Genomic DNA, 18,063 nt, shown 5'->3' with positions numbered 1-18,063 from the left:
TATATTGCACATGAAATATATACACACGTACAACAGATACGATTAGCGATGACAAAGAAGAGAAAAATAATTTTAACAAAAAAAGAAGGCCGTAAATAGATTACGTTTTGAGGGTTATACTTTTGAATCGGACAATTACTTAGACTTATCATGACTCATACCTCACGTCCTCGCACAAATACCCCGGCTTACACGCCCCGCCCGTCGCTTTCGACCCGGCAATTAGTTGACCTTGAACTGGGTCTGTTTTTGCTTCAGCAACTACACCCCGACGCTCCGGCAACGGCGCTACCCGATCTACTCCGGCCCGACGATACGAGTTGGTCTGACCTGACACCCAAACAGAAAAAATACCTGAACCGGGGACGACTATTGCTGTCTCACTTTGCCTATAATCTTCACTGGCAGGATCTGCTAGCCGCCTATGCCTCTGCGCCCGGCCATCGGTTAGCGTATGACCTTAGTCCTGATTGCAGTCATTTTTCCGAAAAAACCGTCGGTTTCTCCCGCAACCGGCTCGGTGTCTTACGCAAAATGCTGGCTTGATTCATAGTCATTGGTGGTCATTGATTGCCATGAATGGTCATTGGTTGCCTAAGCAATTAATAACCAGTACTGACAACGAATGACGCCCCGCCAATGACTACTAATGACAATCAATAAAACCCTATCTGACTATTCGTATGCTCAACCAGTTGCTACAACGGGTATGGAATCGTTCTGCTCCATCCGTTATCGATACCACAGTTCGTCCGCACCCAACTACACTGGCCCTTTCCTCTGCTGAACAGGACAAGCCGTCACCAGCCGATTCACCCAACCCGAATCTTCGGACGGTGAAGCTGATTATGGTGACGGCTGAAAACAACAACAAATACTATGAAATGCGTGAAAATGAGAACGGTACATTCGACGTTTTCTACGGTCGGGTGGGTGGCTTTCGCAATAAGGCCACCCATCCAATAGCGCAATGGAATCAAAAACTCCGCGAAAAAACGTCGAAAGGCTATACCAACCAGACGCACCTTTTTGCTGAATCGGCACCCGCTACAGACGCCAGCACTATTGCCGAACCAACGGTGCGTAGCCTGATGAGTCGGTTGTTGGAATTGGCTAATCTGTCTATTTTTCAAAACTATGTCGTTACGGCCCAGCAGGTTACGCGCAAACAGGTCGAATCAGCCCAGCAATTGCTCGACGATCTGGCTGCGCAATTAAAAGTGGGCATGGATACGGGTGCGTACAACACCAAACTACTTGAGCTATTTAAAGTAATTCCGCGTCGGATGGCCCACGTAGGCCAGCATCTGGCAGGCGAAACGCCCCAATCAGCCGATGATCTGCAACCCCTCCGCGATCACCTCGCCGACGAGCAATCTACCCTCGACGTCATGCGCGGTCAGGTTGAACTGGCTCCCGCACCGAGAGCATCAAATCAGGCACCGCCAACGTTGCTCGAAAGCATGAATCTGGTTATCGAGCCTGAAACAGACAACCACGTCCTAAAACTCATCAAGAAAATGATGGGTGATGATGCCAACAAATTCGACGCGGCTTTCAGTGTGCGTCATGCCGCTACCGATGCTGCTTTTAACGCCTATGTAAGCAAACAGACAAACCGTAAAACGCTGGCTCTCTGGCACGGAAGCCGTAGCGAAAACTGGCTATCGATCCTGAAAGATGGCCTGGTGCTACGTCCAGCCAACGCGGTTATTACGGGCAAAATGTTCGGTTATGGGATCTATTTCGCCGACCAGTTCAGCAAATCGCTTAACTACACCTCGCTGAATGGTTCGGTCTGGGCCAATGGTCGGCAGAGCGAAGCTTATCTGGCTATTTATGAAGTACACGTTGGTGAGCAACTGGAGCTGGCCCAACACGAACCGCATCACATGCGCCTGAACGGTGAAGCGCTAAAGCAACTGGATACGCGCTACGATTCGGTGTTTGCCCGTCAGGGAGTTAGTCTGCAAAAGAACGAATTTATTGTTTACAACCAGGCGCAATGTACGGTTCGGTACATCGTCAGAATCAAATCGTAATAAAATTGACGGCCCAAATACCCCCAACCCCCTGATTGACTTGAAGAAATTAACCGCCGTTTGGCTAGTCTTCAAAACCCCCACCCCCCTGAAGGGGGCTTAGTTCGCTGGGGAGAAAAGCCCCCTTCAGGGGGGTGGGGGTTTTGAAAGCCCAAAAAGGACAAGTTTTATTTAGGCGGTTAATTAATACAAATCAATAAGGGGGCTTATCTCAAATACGGGCCTAGCCCCCTTCAGGGGGCTGGGGGTATTTTCAGACTTGTAAAGAAGTAATTTTTAACCAGTTATAAGATGGAGACACAACGTAAAAAACTGGACCCGTTGGCGATTCGATTTATTGCCACGGCACTCATTCTGGCGAATGGCAGCACCACGACGCTGGACGTCAAAAAGTCACTACGCCGACGCGGCTACGAAGCCCGGCAGGACGATGTGTCGCAATGGCTTCTGGTGATTTGTTTCTGGGAAAGCTGGGCCGTTAAAGACAACGGAAAGCACCGGATTTATTCCTTTCCAAAGACAGCGCTTCCGCTGCCAATCAATAATTAACCAATAGAACACTGATTTTTATGATCAATATGATAAGGTTATGATTCAGCTAAAAATCATATTTATCATAACCATCATAAAAATCAGCGTTCTATTCGAAAAATAATATCAAAAATAAAGAACAACGTAAAAAGATTACGTTCTAGTAGGGTGATATTTGTATAGAACAATAAACAAACATACAAATGAACACGCTCCTCACCACCGCTCCTGTTGCCCGCCCGGCCCTTGCCAGTCTGTTGCGCTGGCAGGAGCCGCTGGCTACCCGAATTCGGTTTCGGCATGCATTACCGGGAATGGTGGCGAATCGATTGTTAAACGTTGAATTAGGCTTGTACCTGCTGGCCGAGTTGGTTCCTATGGCACCGCCACAATCGCTGCCCGATCTGCTGAATGGTCAGGGATACATTTATCGGCAGCGCCCTATCTGGTCGCCACGCCAGCACCGTGCCCTGAGCCAGGCGCGTATCTTGTTAGCCCCTTACTTGGATCGGAGCGCCTGGTTCAAGGCGCTGGACAAATACGCCAACCTGTCGCCCGAGTTGCGGGCCTTTACCCTCAACGGTAACCTCCGCACCGATATCAGCAGCTATCTGCTCCGGGAGCGGGTAGGTTTGTTTTCCAGGGCGCTGGCCTAAACACAACGCAAGTTGCGTACATCATGAACTCGTGGGGGTAATCACTCCTGCGAGTTTTTCTACTTTATCACGCTAAGCTAACCTTCCTACTCAGTCGCGCATATGCCACCACCTATACAACCTTTACCATTCGACGCCCCCCTTGCCCAGTACGAAAAACAAGCTGACGAGCTTCTCACGAATTATCAATCAGAAGGCCCTCAGCAGATTCAACAGATACAAGAAAACGACCTGAATTTCCGACACTGGCCAGAATTAACCAGTCAGGACACAGAATGCCTGCTGACCGATGCTCAGCAACTCATTGCCCGCGTGTATGGATTTGAAAATTGGGACAAGCTGACAAGTTATGTCGAGAAAGCAACGCTGGCCAATTCAGCGGTCTGGCAATTCGAATCGGCAGTAGATGCGGTTGTTACGGGCAATATAGCCATGCTTGACTCCCTGCTAATCGCCAATCCAAACCTGATTCGAATGCGTTCAATGCGGGTGCATCGGGCTATGCTTCTTCATTACGTCGGCGCGAATGGCGTTGAGAACTATCGCCAGAAATCGCCCGATAATGTCGTTGACATAGCCCGACTATTACTCAAAGCGGGTGCCGAAGTCGATGCCCTCGCCGACACGTACGGCAAAGGCACAACGCTAGGCTTAGTGGCTACCAGCATCCACCCAAAGCGGGCTGGCGTACAAATTCCATTGATTGACACGCTGCTGAATTACGGTGCCAACATTGATTGCACACCAACCGGATGGCCACCGTTGATGGCAGCCCTGGCCAACGGATGCCCCGAAGCCGCCGAACTACTCAGACGAAATGGGGCGCGTGTAGACAGTGTCGTTGCTGCCGCCGGATTAGGGCGGCTCAAACTGGTTCAGAGTTTCTTTACCGAAGAGGGTCATGTCAAAACCAACGAGTCTGATACGACTTGGGGACTACCTGACGAGCCAGCGGCTCAGTTAGAAACCGCCTTTTTCTACGCCTGCACCTACGGCCACATCGACGTTGTCGATTTCCTAGTAAGTCGGGGCGTTGACCCGAATGCACAGGGCAAGGATGGCCAAACTGGTTTGCACTGTGCCGTACTAGGCGGCCAACTCCCCCTGGTGAAGTGGCTTCTGGAACGAAATGCCGCACTCGACGTCCGAAACGTTTATGGCGGAACCGCGTTAGGGCAAGCGCTGTGGTGCGTCGCTACTGGAAATTCCGGGCTTGACTACGCGCCCATCATCGAGCTATTACTAAAGGCGGGGGCTGCCATTGAACCAGAAACGTTGCACTGGTTAGCGCATCAGGCAAGCTTGTTGCCCACCCAAAGAGACCGTATTGAGGACATACTTCGGCACTATGGAGCAACATCATGATGCCTTGCTGGACATTACAGAAACCGATCCGAATGATACAACAGGGCGTTATAGTGTGTCGCCATCTCTATTGGCTCCACCTGAATCTACTCGGCTCATTGATTTACCAATCCAGCCTGGTCTGCTGGACCTACCAGCCCCTAGCCCGATCGGTGGTGTGTCGGTTCATGAAGCAGGTGTTACGGTTTCGGTGAAGTGTTTTCTTTGACAGGATTTACAGGATGAACAGGATTAGCGCTATCTATAAAAATCCTGTTCATCCTGTAAATCCTGTCAAAAAAATTTGTCGTGCAAATATGCTAATTTGTGCGCTTCAGCCAGACAACCATTTTCCCTCTCTTTATGAACAGACGGAGTTTTGTTAAAGCCAGTTCAGTCCTTTCTGTCTCGGCATCTGCGTTGGCAGGCTGCTCAACACCCAAATCAGAAAGTCCGGAAACCGATTCCGCTCCGTTTGTTGATGAGTTTGCACTCAACGAACTAACCATCAATGAGCTACAACAGAAAATGCAGTCGGGAGAATACACGGCCGAAACTATTACCCAGCTCTATCTGGACCGGATTCAGGCCATCGACAAAAAAGGGCCTCGCCTGAATGCCGTCATTGAACTCAACCCCGACGCGCTGACGATAGCCAAATCAATGGATCAGGAGCGAAAAGATGGGAAACTTCGGGGTCCAATGCACGGCATTCCGGTACTTATCAAGGATAACATCGACACCGGCGACCAGATGATGACCACCGCCGGTTCGTTAGCCCTGGAAGGCCACAAAGCGACCAAAGATGCCTTTGTTGTTGCCCAGTTGCGGAAGGCTGGCGCGGTCATACTAGGTAAAACCAACCTGAGCGAGTGGGCTAACTTCCGATCAACCCGATCCAGCAGTGGCTGGAGTAGCCGGGGTGGTCAAACCCGAAACCCCTACGTACTGGATCGAAATCCGAGCGGCTCCAGTTCAGGTTCCGGCTCGGCGGCATCGGCTAATCTGTGCGCGGTGGCCGTGGGTACCGAAACGGACGGTTCCATCATTGCCCCATCCTCTCATTGCGGCCTCGTCGGTCTAAAGCCGACGGTTGGTCTGGTTAGCCGCAGTGGCATAATTCCCATCTCGAAAACGCAGGATACCGCCGGACCAATGGCCCGAACTGTAACCGATGCCGCCATTTTGCTGGGTGCGCTGGTAGGTGTCGACCCAGACGATGCCGTTACCGGCGAAAGCCGTGGCAAGAGTGTGACGGACTACACGCAATTTTTAAAAACAGCCAGTTTATCGGGCAAGCGCATTGGAATTGAGAAATCGTTCCTGAAAGGGCATGAAGGCGTTGTTGGTTTGTACCAAGAAGCGATTGAGGTACTGAAAAAACAGGGCGCTACCATCGTGGAAGTGGAGTTGATGAAGGAGCTTCAGGAAACGGGCAGTGCCGAATTTACCGTACTGCAATATGAGTTCAAAGATGGTGTAAATCGGTACCTGTCCAAAGCCAATGCCTCCGTCAAGACCCTTGCTGACGTGATCGCCTTTAATCAGAAAAACCCGGCCAAAGCCATGCCTTTCTTTAAGCAGGAAACGCTGGAAAGCAGTGAAGCGAAAGGGGATCTATCGAGCAAAGAATACACCGAAGCGCTCGCCAAAACACGAAGCTGGCGTCAACGGATTGACAAACTCATGGCGGCCAACAAACTCGATGCCATTGGCGGCACAAGCATCGGTTTTGCGGGTTGCATCGACCTGATCAACGGCGACTACGACACCGGTTTTTACTTCTGCCCACCAGCCGCTATGGCTGGCTACCCCCACCTGACCATCCCGATGGGTACCGTTCATGGATTACCCGTCGGCTTTTCGCTCATCGCCGGAGCGTATCAGGAAGGCCCGTTACTGGCAATGGGCTATGCGTATGAGCAGGCATCCAAGAAGCGGGAGCGGCCGGGGTTTGTGGGATCGTTGATTCCGAATAGCTAACCTTTATAGATATCCAGGCTCTCTTGGGCAACGCAACCAGATATAATCTTAAACCGTTATCTTAGCACATCGAACGTATATCATGATGAAAACTGCAACGAAACCCAGCAAAACCTCGTCAGATAAAAAGCCCAAATCGAATTTAAAAGCGGCTTTGGGTAAATACAAAAGCATCATTGTGGAAAAGGATGGTTGTTGGGATGAAGACCTAAAAAAGACCATCCCTGATTGATGAAGTATTTATTGGATACTCATATTCTTATCTGGCTTCTTACCGATAATCCTAAACTCAGTTCTACTAGTAAAGTCATTCTCGCTGACGAAACCAATGAGTTCTTCTTTAGCACAGAGAGTGTCCGAGAAATGATTCTAAAGGCGAAAACGGGAAAATTAACATTACCTGCTGATATTGATTTACTGCTCTTTGAATTGCAGGATGAGCTTGGCATTCGCCTATTGACAGTTAAGCCAAAACACCTGAAGCAACTCTACACTTTAGAAACGCCTGCCAATCATAAAGACCCGTTTGACCATCTACTAATCTGCCAGGCGATCGCTGAAAAACTGATTATGATCAGCGCAGACCGTAACTTTCCTTACTATCGGATTCAAGGTCTCCAGTTGGTAGAGAATACGATTTAGGCTATCGGGATGTCGGTGCATTATCGAAGAGAAAATTGCGGATGTGTTCATTGAGAAAGGTAGCATCGGCGGGGTTACTGGCAGCACCCGCCGTATGGCCCCACAAGGACGGAATCGGCAGTAATTGCACACCCGGTATAAAGGCCGCTTCATATTGGGCATCGCCCAGCGGGAAATATAAGTCGGTGGCGGAGGGCATATACAAGATCGGCACCTGAATGGATCGTAGCGCCGATTCGACATTTCCCGTAAATCCCTCGGTTGCTCCCACATCATGCCGCTCCCAGGTACGCATTTGCAGGATCAGATCATTGGCATCTGCTCCCTCAATGAAGTGCGTTCGGTAGTTTTCGAGCACTTGTTCAAACGTGGTGCCGGGCTTGGCACGGGCACGCCATAACTCCCGTCGCCACCACTCCTGCGAGTAGAGCCACCCAGTCCAGACAACAGCGAATGCCTGAAGCCCTTTGGTGGGCGGACTTGTGTAATCGCCATTTTTAAAAGCCTCATCGGCGGTCAGTGCAGCGATCTGGCCTTCCAGACGAACCACACCATGCGGATAGGTTTTTGCCGTTCCCGACGTCGCGACAATACGATTGGCAAAACTGGGATAACTCACTGCCCACTGGAACGCTTGCTGGGCACCCATTGAGAAACCCACAATGGCAGTCAGGTGCGATATCTTTAACTGATTGGTCAGTAATTGATGGACGGCCTTCACATTATCCCGAATCGTCAGGATCGGAAATCGGGGGCCGTGAAAGGGTTCAGCCGTATTACTGGGCGAGGAGGAGCGTCCATTCCCGAATAGTTCGGTAGCCACCAGGAAGTATTTGGTCGTATCCAGCGCCTTGCCGGGGCCGATCAGCCACTCATAGCCCCGATACGTAGCCATGTAGTGCGATGGGAGGAGAATGGCATTATCACGCGCCTGATTCAGCTGCCCATAGGTGCCATAAATAATACGCGCTTTGGGTAGCGTAACCCCGGTTTCGGTTTGGAAGTTGTCGATAACAAACTCCTTCCGATTATCGGGTTTTGTCGACTGAGCACATACCGATTGGGTTACTAACAGCAGCAGGACTATGTTTTTCATCGTCGAATGGACTAGGGGGTTAAGTCAAAAATAACGCCAATCCACGCGTATCCTTCTACGATGTTGTAGAAACTTCAGCAGCAGAAATCAATCTGGCCGTTATGGAGCGCTACGTAGTGAGAGGGTTACCAATAAATCAGCCGCAGGTGATAAGAGTGGCTATGTAAGCTCAATAGAATTAAGCAATAGCGATATTCTGTAGGCTTCCTTTTTTCAGTTCAATACACTTAACTGAAATCTTCTTTAATGTGACACCGTATTCACTCTCCATAAAACTAATTAGCGTATCCAAATTACGCACAGCACGGGCGAAGTGCTTATCGTAGGTGAAGTGAACGGTTGTTGCTTTATTTAGTCGGTCTTCGTTACATAAATAGCGAGCACGACGAGCCAATCCCTGTAACTTATCGTATGCCAGATAATTCGTTTCCGACAAACGTGTTATGGACAGCTGATTGAATGGATTTATGGCCTCATCAACCTGCTGGTGAGATCGAAAGCTTAGACCCGATTTCTGAGCCAGATGTGCATTGATCAGGTGAACGCCAACATAGAAAGCTGCTGTTACCTGCCAATCCCAAAAAGTAGTAATGGACTTATTTGATTGCTCCAAAAAGTCTAAATTTCGGTTAGCCTGAGCAATGTGATCTTGAAAACTCGCCACGCTAACACCTACTTAAGAATGGATTGATAATGAGAAGGAATGGCCAGGCAATCGCTTTGCTCTACGATAGTTGAGGATAAGTAAAAGCCATACTGACTATACTGGGCATTAATTTTAGCCTGCGCCAATCGAAGCTGATCTTCCATCAATTCGTTATCATCATCAATTTCAGCCCAAACCAATACGCTCGCATCCGAAAAATCCATTGCTAGCTGGCGCGGTTCCACATGCCGTTGCCTTAGTTCATCAATATAGCTTAAGATCAACTGTCCAAGAAAGTGCCGCGAGCTTTGAATGCGCGAGGTAAAGGCTAAATCCGTCGCGTTGGCGGTTGCCATGCGCTGGTAGAAATCTTGTTTCTCGGTGGTAGCTGTATTGGTTTCGAGTGACATGTGATCCACCTGGAGGTGGTTCATGAAACTATCAAACCATGCCCGCATCTGGTCATTTAATTGGTGTTCAGTCGATTGGGCGAAGGGTATCATACGGCAAGGAGAATTCACAGATTATAAGGCAAAAGTAATACCAGTTTTGGTTTTACCTATGCTGGTTGACGAAACGGTATAGTTATAACAGTCAACAAAGCGGGTTTGTTGCTCCTCATTAGTTAAGCCACTGTAACGTTTCCCGCAACGACTCCGGCGTTAATAGACCTTGTTGAGGAGTCTCGCTATGACCAATACGCACTAACTTGTTCCGGCCGTTTGGATAAACTAGTAACTCAGCTGACTTATCGCCATTGCGGAGATTAATCATAATTTCACCAACTGGGCCGGGCGATGTGTGATAAATCAATTGTTCCGTTACAGTAAGTAACAAGGCGAGATTGAGAGCTGCCAGCACCGTTTGATGTACAGGGGCAATGGCACCATCCTCGTCCCAATTATCAGTAAGATGCTGATAGGCAACGATGGCCGTTAAATGCTGACGGTTTGACGACAGCAGGCCCAAAGCTTCAGCAGACAGAGCCGGGTTGATTTCCTGCGTCAAAATATCCTGTGCGAAATCAAGTGTATCAAACATAGGCTGTCTGCGTTCTGGACTGGTTTCTACTCAATAAATCAAATTCACATAATCTCTAGTATTAAAAATTGTATTTCTTTCTTCGAAGTTCAAATGCATCCTTTCCCCCTTCCATCGTGTCAGTAATTGAAACACGAAGCGACTCTACATCTATAGCTCCAATTTGACTTATACTACCGGCAGTTAAATCTATCACTAATTCTGCGTCACCATTTACTACCAGATTAGCATTGTGAGTAGCAAAAAGTAACTGTTTTTTAATTTTAGCTTGTCTTGTTGCTGATACAATATCACCTATAATACGATTATCCAGATCTTCTTCTGGCTGATCAAGTAAAAGAGGCCCGCCCTCTTGACGCATCAAGACGTTTAAAAGTATTGTTGCTTTTTCACCTTGAGATGCACGGCTAAATTCAATTTCATTTATCCCTCTTTTTTGTAATAGCCGTACACGAGGTCTCACTATTGCAGTAATCGCTCGACTTACCCGTTCTATATCTAAGCGTTCACAGAATTTTTCAAGTCCACCAGGATCGATAATATTATCTAATAAGTCTAGAGTTGGTCTTTTTTCAGTCTCTCGAAGGCCAGTTGTATTCCATTTGAGTATAAAGAAAACTTCCTTCATTAAATCCCACCATCCTACAATAGGATCCTTCGTAGCAACATGATCAAGTAATTTATCTAGCCGATCCGCACGAACTCCACTACTTGCAAAGAGATCTTTAATAGCCTGCTCTAATTCTGCAAGATCAGCCTTCTCTGATAATTCTGCACGAGCTAAATTATCGGTAAGTTCGGCAAGGACACTTATTCCTTTTCGTGCTAAACGTTGCAGTTCACGTTGAAGAGCCATATACTGACCACTTTTCTCGGTGAGTAAAATATAAGCTCCTTTAGTATGTTGTATTTTTTGTTCTAAATCATCTACGCTTCGTTGTGCTTCATTAATCTCTCGCTCAAGCCTTTTAAGTTGATCCAGTTCAACCTTATGCTGAGATAATTGGCTCATCGCTAACTCATATTGGCTCTTACTGTCTACTTGTCCTTTATTCCAGTTGATGATTAATTCTGTTTGCTGCTGCTCATACTGTTGATTTTCTGTCACTAATTGGCGTAATGCATCGTTAGCAGTTTCCATTTGATGCAATAATAAAATAGAAAGATCTTGAGCAACTTTCGCTGTTGGAATTTTACCCGCAACAAGGCGTTCTTCTGTTAACTTCAAGTGGTTTTGGAATGCTCCAAATAATAAATCATAGGATTGTTGGTGCTCCTGTATTATCTGCTCAAGCCATCTAGTTGTCTGTATTTCAATATTATAGCGTTCCATTACTCCCTGCGTTTCTGATGGAATTGCCTGAAGTTTCACCATAGTATTGTCCAGACCAGCCTTTAAAGTGATGAGTTGCGCATTAAGTTTCCGGTACTCCTTTTCGTATTGCCAATTTTTTATTGCCTGCTCTAAGTGTTCACGCAGTTCACTTGCTACGTTAAGTCTGTTTTTTTCTACCTGGTTAAGAGCTTCTCTCTGCGGTTCAGTAATAAGGTCAAAAAGTCGTTTTTCAGCCTTCTCATCTCCTAAATGCGACAGCTCCCCTTGACTATATGCTTGAATTGGAAATAATTTTCTCGCATCTGATGGACTGATAGCTTGTTCAAGATTTTGAACGCGCATTATAATTCTGTCTTGCGTTGACCTTGATCGGATAAGTTCTATTATAGCCCCATCCTTCTCAATCAAAACTTCCACCACTCCTTCAGATTCATTAAGCGCGTACTTTAATATATTTTTTCGACGGTCATGCGTAGGATCCCATTTAGAATCTCCAACGTCAAGCGCAGATTGACCGACTGCAAAACGAATAAATTCTAGTAACGTAGATTTACCAGACCCCCGTCCACCAATTATAGAAGTGAATTGATGGCTAAAACTTAATGGTTCAGGTAATGATAAAAATTCAGCCCCTGAAACAGAAATAGATTTGACCAAGAGAGTTGGCCTATTGGGGCTTTCATATAGTATTCGTGAATCAGCAGCTAACATAGCTTGCCTTAATGACTCAGCCGTAGGTTCAGCAAGCTTAACCCAAGTCGCAAAAGTGCCCAAGGCTGAAAAGTCAGAGCTTCTTGCATCTGAAGTGCTAATTATCCCTCGCTTTTCGCTTGTCCAAGCAGGTATCTGGCCATCCAGAATTCGCTGATCACCATCTTTCAAGTCAGAGGGATATACTTTATCTAAATAACCTCCTACGTATGGTAGTTCCTTAAAACGTTTATGAAAACCCGTCCGAAGTACCGTTTTATGTCCTCCGGGTGTAACATTTGGAAGAATTATAAACCGGTCACGTAATTCAGAGTCATGCTCCAGCACGCCTTGAATTTCATCTATATTAAAATCGAGTAGAGTTACCTCAATACCTTGAAGCTGATCATCATAACACTCGGTTGGCAAACGCAATAAATTTCGTGCTTTTTCAAATAGTGGCTTGGTAATATCCGCATCGAAAAGAATTAATGCTTGAGCAGAATCTTTACAAGTCAATTCCATACCAGGCATAAACCAAAGATCGATATCTTCAGAAAAACTAGCGTTTCTGAATTTCAATTCTTCAATAACATGCCAACAGTATACTCCCTCATGATGATCAGTAAGGGCGGCAACTTGTACTCCTTTTTCTAAGCAATTATCGATAAACTCACTAGCCCATTTCCGACGTACTGCTTTTATATCCTCTAATGATGCATTGCTTAGTTTCTGTTCGGGATGAACTCCTTCCCAATTTCGATCCCGTGGAGAATGTAATTGTAAGTCTGCTTTACGATAATCTGCTCCTTTGTGGATAGGGTTCATTGGGTAGATAGAGATGTGAGTTTGCAAATACTATTTACGTACAGTAGCTACTTTTGTCTACTTCATAATTACGTAATCTGCAATCAGGCAAACATACATAATATATTGGCATAAGGCTATTCACAAGAACTCGTCAATGCCAACACATTCCATTCGCTACCTATTCTGCTCCTACTTCATGTGCCAGCCAGCCACCCTATTTGAGCAATTTAAACAACAGTTACTCTTCACCCGTTAGATAAGTCAATTCAATTATCAGCATTGTTTTACTTTTGCCTAGCTAGCAAATGTCTATACGCATTGAATACAGTACAATCCATCGGCTGAAAGAAAATCTTTACGGCACTGGCCAACATTTGGAAACCGTCTGCACTTAACCCCTCAATTCTTACGCCTACATATCTCCCACCACAAACTGCAACGCTAGCACGACAGAAGCCACCGAAATTAAGTCTACATTGTATACCCCTCAATCCCTAACCCACCCCATTACGGCTTTAGCTGAAGGCTGGCGTACATCATGTCGAGCAGGCCATTGACAATTGCGTTTTCGGCAAAACCCGGTTTGAGTCGCGACGAAACCACTTCGAAGGTGTAGGTACCAAACGCGGCATCGTGGGGAATATAACCCGAGCGGGCATAACCATTGGTCAGCGTAGTCATCAGGGTGTTGGCAAAGGGCGATTCTTTTTTCAGACGGGTGGAAATAGGGTTAAATACTTCACCATTGACAGCCGTAAAGGCAATGTCGCCCAATCGGATTAACCCCAGCCGGAGGGGAATCGAGTCGGCATCGGCATACGTACCGGCATAACCCGCGCGGCCCTCATCCAGCCGTTTGCGTCCGGGGCAGGTGATAATGCGTTGATCGGCCTGAATAATCGGGTTGCTTACCTTCCGTTTGGTGTTTCGCATCACGTGAAGCACCTCCTCGCCCAACAGTTGCCCCATCGACAGCAGCATCTGCTTTTGCTGCTCCATCAATTTGATCACCTTCGGGTCTTTCCGATCCAGTCCTTCGCCACCGGGAGGCATTTTGTTGCTGATGTCGATGCCCCGTTTGGCGTACTCTTTAACGCGGATTTCGCGCAAATCGTAGGTTTGCTGATAGTAAATGGGGTTCTGATCACCACAGGCACCGGTCGACCAGAGGGCCACGGCTTCATCGTCGAAGTTGTTTTCCAGATAGCGCGAAGCCGCTCCCGGCACATCCCCGCTCACCTGATCGAACATGCCGGAAATAACCCCGTGCATGGCATAGTTGTAATAGATGGCAATGGGTTTACCGGCCAGCGATTCGAAGGTGACCACAGCCACGGTTTTGTCGGATGGGCCATCGTAATTCGGGCCTTCCCACCACCGGCGGGTGTCGGGGTCGATGATATTGCGGTTCACGTTGATGTAGGATACCCCTTCGCCGTAGCCGACACGGGCGGGCTGTAGCTTGTCTTTCGCCTGTTTGACAGCGCTGGCAATCTTCGACTCAAAGGCCTCTCCACTGATCCCAAACGGCACACTATGGGTGTGCGTGGCGGTTATCAGTATGTTTCGGGTAGGAATGCCTGATGTGGCCGTAATTTTAGCCAGGATACGATCGGCCATTTCGTCGTTGATGCCCCCAATATCCACCGAAACGAGCGCCACAGTCGTGTTGCCATTGTTGACGACAACCGCCCGGGAGTAGATGTTGTCGTTGATACCGAAATACGGTTTTTTCAGGTCGTTCAGGGCAGGGGTTATGTCTACTTTGGCCGCCCCCACCGAAAGCGAAGCCGGTGGAGTTGATTGGGCAACAACCACATTCAGCGCGTTGATCAGAAGCAGAAGTAATAGCGCTATCCTCAGGTTTAGTCCTTTTTTCATACATTTTATCGTTTAGGAAGTAAGGCGTAAAGTAAACGTAAACATCATGAATGTCGCGCTTTACATTTCTGCCAGAATAACGAAAATTATCAGAATATCAGGTTAAACGTGCTGCCTGCGCCGGGGTGGGAATCGGCGGTGAGTTGGCCGTTGTGGAGCTGCATGATTTGGCGGGATAAACTCAGGCCAATGCCGGAGCCGGTTTTCTTGGTCGTGTAGAAGGGGATAAAAATCTGCTCTAATGCTTCCGGTTCAATACCCGGTCCGTTGTCAGTCACGCGAATAACTACGTGCGGCCCTAGCGCTTCCGCGTGAATGCCAATTACAGGCGTAATCCCTTTTTCGACGCTCTCGACTGCGTTTTTTACTAAGTTCAGGAGCACCATTTCAATTTGGGAGGCATCGGCACGAATGGCCAGATTGGGTGACCCAACCGTGCAGGCAATCTGACACTGGGGGGCATTCGCCTGAGCCAACTGCACAACCGTTCGCAACAGCGGCTCAACGGGCACATCGGCAAAAATCGGCTGTGGAATGGTGGTGAAATTCCGGTAGGCGTCAACAAATTGCATGATACCCGCGCCCCGTTGCTCGATGGTTGTCAGGGCATCGCGCAGGTCATTGATGGATTCACCGACGACAGAGGGTATAGCGTTGAACTCATTGTCACTTGGTAAGGCAAAGGGCAACAAATCGGTCTCGACAATATCGCGCATCGTACCCGCCAGAGAAACAATTGGGGTGATGGAGTTCATGATCTCATGCCGGAGCACCTTCGTCAGGTTTTGCCAGGCATCGAGTTCCCGCTGTTGCAGCTCCGAGCGGATGTTTTGCAGCGACACCACCGTTACCAGCCGCCCCCGCAGCCGTACGGCCGTACAACGTACCGATAGCTCCCCATCGGTACCGGTCTGATACGAAACCGGCGTGGGCGATGATTTGGCCGACATCAGCAATTCGCTCAATTCAGGGTTTGTTGCGTTCAGGTCGTTGAGCGTCCGCAGCCGGTAAATACCCAGCAACCGCAACGCCGACTGGTTCACTAACTCCACCTGCCCGGCAACATCGAATGTCAGCAGGCCAACGCTGACGTGCTGAACAATCGTGTTGACATAATGCAGGTTAGCTTCTTTCTCGGCCCGCGCCTGCCGGAACGCATCCAACACTTCGTTGAACTGGTCATTCAGTTCGTAAAAGGAAGGCCCCAGATTGTTATCGGCCCGAAACGATACGGCAAAATCCGAATAACGAACCGATTCCAGAAACCGGGTCAGTTTACGATTCAGGCTGGTGACGTAGCGATACAGATTGACCGTTAGAACTATATGTAAAATGGCTAATGGAAACAGCATTAAGCCATTTACTTCCTGTAACCGAAAGTACGTTATGGCACTAGTCAGGACAACAATGCCGAGGATGCGCCAACCTATGCCAAGAACGAATCGGTTCATACTAAGCCGAAATCCAGCTAAACGGGTACTCCAGCGTAGGCACTTTAGTCCGTTCCGCTATCCGACGCAACCGACCAGGCAAGGCCATCACATAATCGCGGGCGCGCTGACCGGCATCGTTCAGATCAGTAATTGTATCGATCTTCCAGTCGACCAGCAGGGATTCGGCAATCTCGATATAGTCGTAGGTCGTATAAACGCCCAGACGCTGAGCCGCATCCGAAAAATGGCTGAATGTCTGGCCAATTTTCACCCCCGACTCACGCAGGAAGTGAGCGGGCATCACAATCTTCTTCCGCATCATATCCTCAAACGCCAGCATCATTTCGGAAGGATCGACCTCGAAAATCTGCCGGACAAAGTCTTTGTAGGCTTTGGCGTGGCGCATTTCGTCGGAAGCGATTACTCCGCAAATTTTCGACAACTGGTTGCAGCCGGCCTGTTTAGCCAGCGTGGCCGTCCGGCGGTGCGATACGTTGGTCGCCAATTCCTGAAACGAGGTGTAAATGAAGTTCCGGTACGGATCTTTACCCGTTCCAATGTCGAACCCATCGGCAATGAGGTACTGCGTAGATACTTCCATCGCCCGCATGTTGACTCGTCCCGATAGGTAGAGGAATTTGTTGAGTAAGTCGCCGTGGCGGTTTTCTTCGGCCGTCCAGCTCCGAATCCAGCGCGTCCAACCGGCCGGATTCCCCTGCTCAATCCCTTCCATATCCATCAGCCATGATTCATAGGTGGGCAGGGCTTCTTCGGTAATGGTATCGCCAACCAGTACCGCTACGTAATCGTATGAAAGCTCGCGGGTGCTTTCGCGAAGCAGTTTTATATCGTCCAGAAATGACTCTTTAGTCGAATCGGGCAGCAAATCGGACGGTTGCCAATTGGTCTCGATAGGTTTAAGAAATTCATCAACAGAAGCGTCGATTTTTTCGCCGACGAATCGCATAACATCCAAACGTGTGCCAGATAAAATCATATAACAAGTAACAACGAAACGGTTCAATTTACCTTATAACTACAAAGTTCGGCTAAAAGAGTCGATGTTTTAGGTTCACATTCGTTTTTCTTCCCGACTATACGCGACTCATGCTTAATTTTGGGGTAAACAAGTTGCTGCGCTGACACGTGTCGCCTGTATGAAAAAACTTCTTGATTACCTCTTAAGCTGCGTTTACCTGCTTTATTTTGGGTTCGTATTATGTATTTTCCATGTGGCTCAGGTCGTTGCCTTTAATTTATTTGGCCGACCTGCCCACAAAAAAACCGTTGACTGGATGAACGCGAGTATCGCTTACGGCTGGTACTTAACAGGCAGCACCATTCGTTTTCATCAGCAACCCAACCTGCCCACCGACCGGCCAATTATTTTCGTGGCGAACCACCAGAGTATGTTCGATATTTCGCCCATTATCTGGTTTCTGCGTCGGCATACACCCACCTTTGTGTCTAAAGTCGAACTGGCGCATGGCATACCGGGAGTGTCGTATAACCTACGGAAAAGCGGAGCTGCCCTCATTGACCGTAAAGACCCCAAACAGGCCATTGTCGAGATTGCCCGATTAGGTAAACTCATTCAGCAGCACAATTTATCGGCAATGATTTTCCCGGAAGGCACACGAACACGATCTGCAACCGGTGAGATGCGTCCTTTTGTAACAGGTGGTGTAGCAACATTGTTAAAACGAGCACCCAATGCGCTTGTGGTACCCATTGCCATTCGGGGAACGGGACATTTCAATCCCAAAGGCTTGTTCCCACTCACCTCGTTTTCAAAAATGTCGTGGCAAGTACTTCCCGGAATAGAACCTGCCGGGCGAACACCCGATGAGGTTGTTCAGCAATCTCGTGCAGCCATCGCCAGCGAGTTAGGCCACATTTAAATTTGAATAGAATTTGCCCCCCTTTTTGTAA

General features: G+C 48.2%; 18 protein-coding genes. 10 read left to right on the top strand and 8 right to left on the bottom strand.

Annotated features, from left to right (window positions below; genetic code table 11):
* Nucleotides 1-150: 150 nt before the first annotated feature.
* From EXU85_RS04995 to EXU85_RS04960, 9 genes are all read left to right on the top strand, one after another.
* A complete protein-coding gene (locus tag EXU85_RS04995; RefSeq protein WP_142771013.1) occupies nt 151-546 on the top strand; it encodes a hypothetical protein in 396 nt (131 codons plus the stop codon).
* Nucleotides 547-683: 137 nt separating this feature from the next.
* Complete coding sequence (locus EXU85_RS04990; protein ID WP_142771012.1) at nt 684-2,042, top strand: ADP-ribose polymerase; 1,359 nt, start codon at nt 684-686, stop codon at nt 2,040-2,042.
* 291 nt (nt 2,043-2,333) lie between these two features.
* Nucleotides 2,334-2,591 carry a hypothetical protein gene (locus EXU85_RS04985; RefSeq protein ID WP_142771011.1) on the top strand — a complete coding sequence of 86 codons (258 nt, stop codon included), beginning with the start codon at nt 2,334-2,336 and terminating at the stop codon, nt 2,589-2,591.
* A gap of 185 nt (nt 2,592-2,776) precedes the next feature.
* Nucleotides 2,777-3,229 (top strand): hypothetical protein, encoded by a 453-nt coding sequence (locus tag EXU85_RS04980; RefSeq protein ID WP_142771010.1) that lies wholly within the window; start codon nt 2,777-2,779, stop codon nt 3,227-3,229.
* A gap of 102 nt (nt 3,230-3,331) precedes the next feature.
* Entirely contained in the window at nt 3,332-4,594 is a 1,263-nt protein-coding gene (locus EXU85_RS04975; protein WP_142771009.1) for an ankyrin repeat domain-containing protein, read from the top strand.
* Nucleotides 4,578-4,802, top strand: coding sequence for a hypothetical protein (locus EXU85_RS04970; protein WP_142771008.1), 225 nt, complete (start codon nt 4,578-4,580; stop codon nt 4,800-4,802). The genes EXU85_RS04975 and EXU85_RS04970 overlap by 17 nt, the downstream gene beginning before the upstream one ends.
* A gap of 134 nt (nt 4,803-4,936) precedes the next feature.
* Nucleotides 4,937-6,556, top strand: coding sequence for an amidase (locus EXU85_RS04965; RefSeq protein WP_142771007.1), 1,620 nt, complete (start codon nt 4,937-4,939; stop codon nt 6,554-6,556).
* An 82-nt stretch (nt 6,557-6,638) separates the two neighbouring features.
* The gene (locus EXU85_RS35270; protein ID WP_168207744.1) at nt 6,639-6,788 is read left to right on the top strand and encodes a hypothetical protein; all 150 of its coding nucleotides are present in this window, start codon (nt 6,639-6,641) and stop codon (nt 6,786-6,788) included.
* On the top strand, nt 6,788-7,198 hold the full coding sequence (locus EXU85_RS04960; protein ID WP_142771006.1) for a type II toxin-antitoxin system VapC family toxin: 411 nt from the start codon (nt 6,788-6,790) through the stop codon (nt 7,196-7,198). The genes EXU85_RS35270 and EXU85_RS04960 overlap by 1 nt, the downstream gene beginning before the upstream one ends.
* A 1-nt stretch (nt 7,199) precedes the next feature.
* Here the strand turns inward: EXU85_RS04960 and EXU85_RS04955 are convergent, their stop codons facing one another.
* The 8 genes from EXU85_RS04955 to EXU85_RS04920 all read right to left on the bottom strand — a co-directional run bounded on the left by EXU85_RS04955 (nt 7,200) and on the right by EXU85_RS04920 (nt 17,098).
* A complete protein-coding gene (locus tag EXU85_RS04955) occupies nt 7,200-8,294 on the bottom strand; it encodes an alpha/beta fold hydrolase (protein ID WP_142771005.1) in 1,095 nt (364 codons plus the stop codon).
* Nucleotides 8,295-8,472: 178 nt separating this feature from the next.
* Nucleotides 8,473-8,958 carry a hypothetical protein gene (locus EXU85_RS04950; RefSeq protein ID WP_142771004.1) on the bottom strand — a complete coding sequence of 162 codons (486 nt, stop codon included), beginning with the start codon at nt 8,956-8,958 and terminating at the stop codon, nt 8,473-8,475.
* An 8-nt stretch (nt 8,959-8,966) separates the two neighbouring features.
* Nucleotides 8,967-9,443 (bottom strand): hypothetical protein, encoded by a 477-nt coding sequence (locus EXU85_RS04945; protein WP_142771003.1) that lies wholly within the window; start codon nt 9,441-9,443, stop codon nt 8,967-8,969.
* Between the two features lie 118 nt (nt 9,444-9,561).
* A complete protein-coding gene (locus EXU85_RS04940) occupies nt 9,562-9,981 on the bottom strand; it encodes a hypothetical protein (RefSeq protein ID WP_142771002.1) in 420 nt (139 codons plus the stop codon).
* A 61-nt stretch (nt 9,982-10,042) separates the two neighbouring features.
* Nucleotides 10,043-12,835 carry a TrlF family AAA-like ATPase gene (locus EXU85_RS04935; protein ID WP_142771001.1) on the bottom strand — a complete coding sequence of 931 codons (2,793 nt, stop codon included), beginning with the start codon at nt 12,833-12,835 and terminating at the stop codon, nt 10,043-10,045.
* A 489-nt stretch (nt 12,836-13,324) separates the two neighbouring features.
* The gene (locus EXU85_RS04930; RefSeq protein ID WP_142771000.1) at nt 13,325-14,698 is read right to left on the bottom strand and encodes a neutral/alkaline non-lysosomal ceramidase N-terminal domain-containing protein; all 1,374 of its coding nucleotides are present in this window, start codon (nt 14,696-14,698) and stop codon (nt 13,325-13,327) included.
* An 89-nt stretch (nt 14,699-14,787) separates the two neighbouring features.
* Nucleotides 14,788-16,149 (bottom strand): PAS domain-containing sensor histidine kinase, encoded by a 1,362-nt coding sequence (locus EXU85_RS04925; RefSeq protein WP_142770999.1) that lies wholly within the window; start codon nt 16,147-16,149, stop codon nt 14,788-14,790.
* Between the two features lies 1 nt (nt 16,150).
* Entirely contained in the window at nt 16,151-17,098 is a 948-nt protein-coding gene (locus EXU85_RS04920) for an acyl-ACP desaturase (protein WP_142770998.1), read from the bottom strand.
* A gap of 190 nt (nt 17,099-17,288) precedes the next feature.
* Here EXU85_RS04920 and EXU85_RS04915 point away from each other — a divergent pair, with 190 nt between their 5' ends.
* The gene (locus EXU85_RS04915; RefSeq protein WP_142770997.1) at nt 17,289-18,032 is read left to right on the top strand and encodes a 1-acyl-sn-glycerol-3-phosphate acyltransferase; all 744 of its coding nucleotides are present in this window, start codon (nt 17,289-17,291) and stop codon (nt 18,030-18,032) included.
* Nucleotides 18,033-18,063: the final 31 nt, after the last annotated feature.

It is taken from the genome of Spirosoma sp. KCTC 42546, from assembly GCF_006965485.1.
Lineage (GTDB): Bacteria > Bacteroidota > Bacteroidia > Cytophagales > Spirosomataceae > Spirosoma.
Note: the sequence above shows the minus strand (reverse complement) of the source record. Positions and strands in the feature narration are given on the sequence as shown.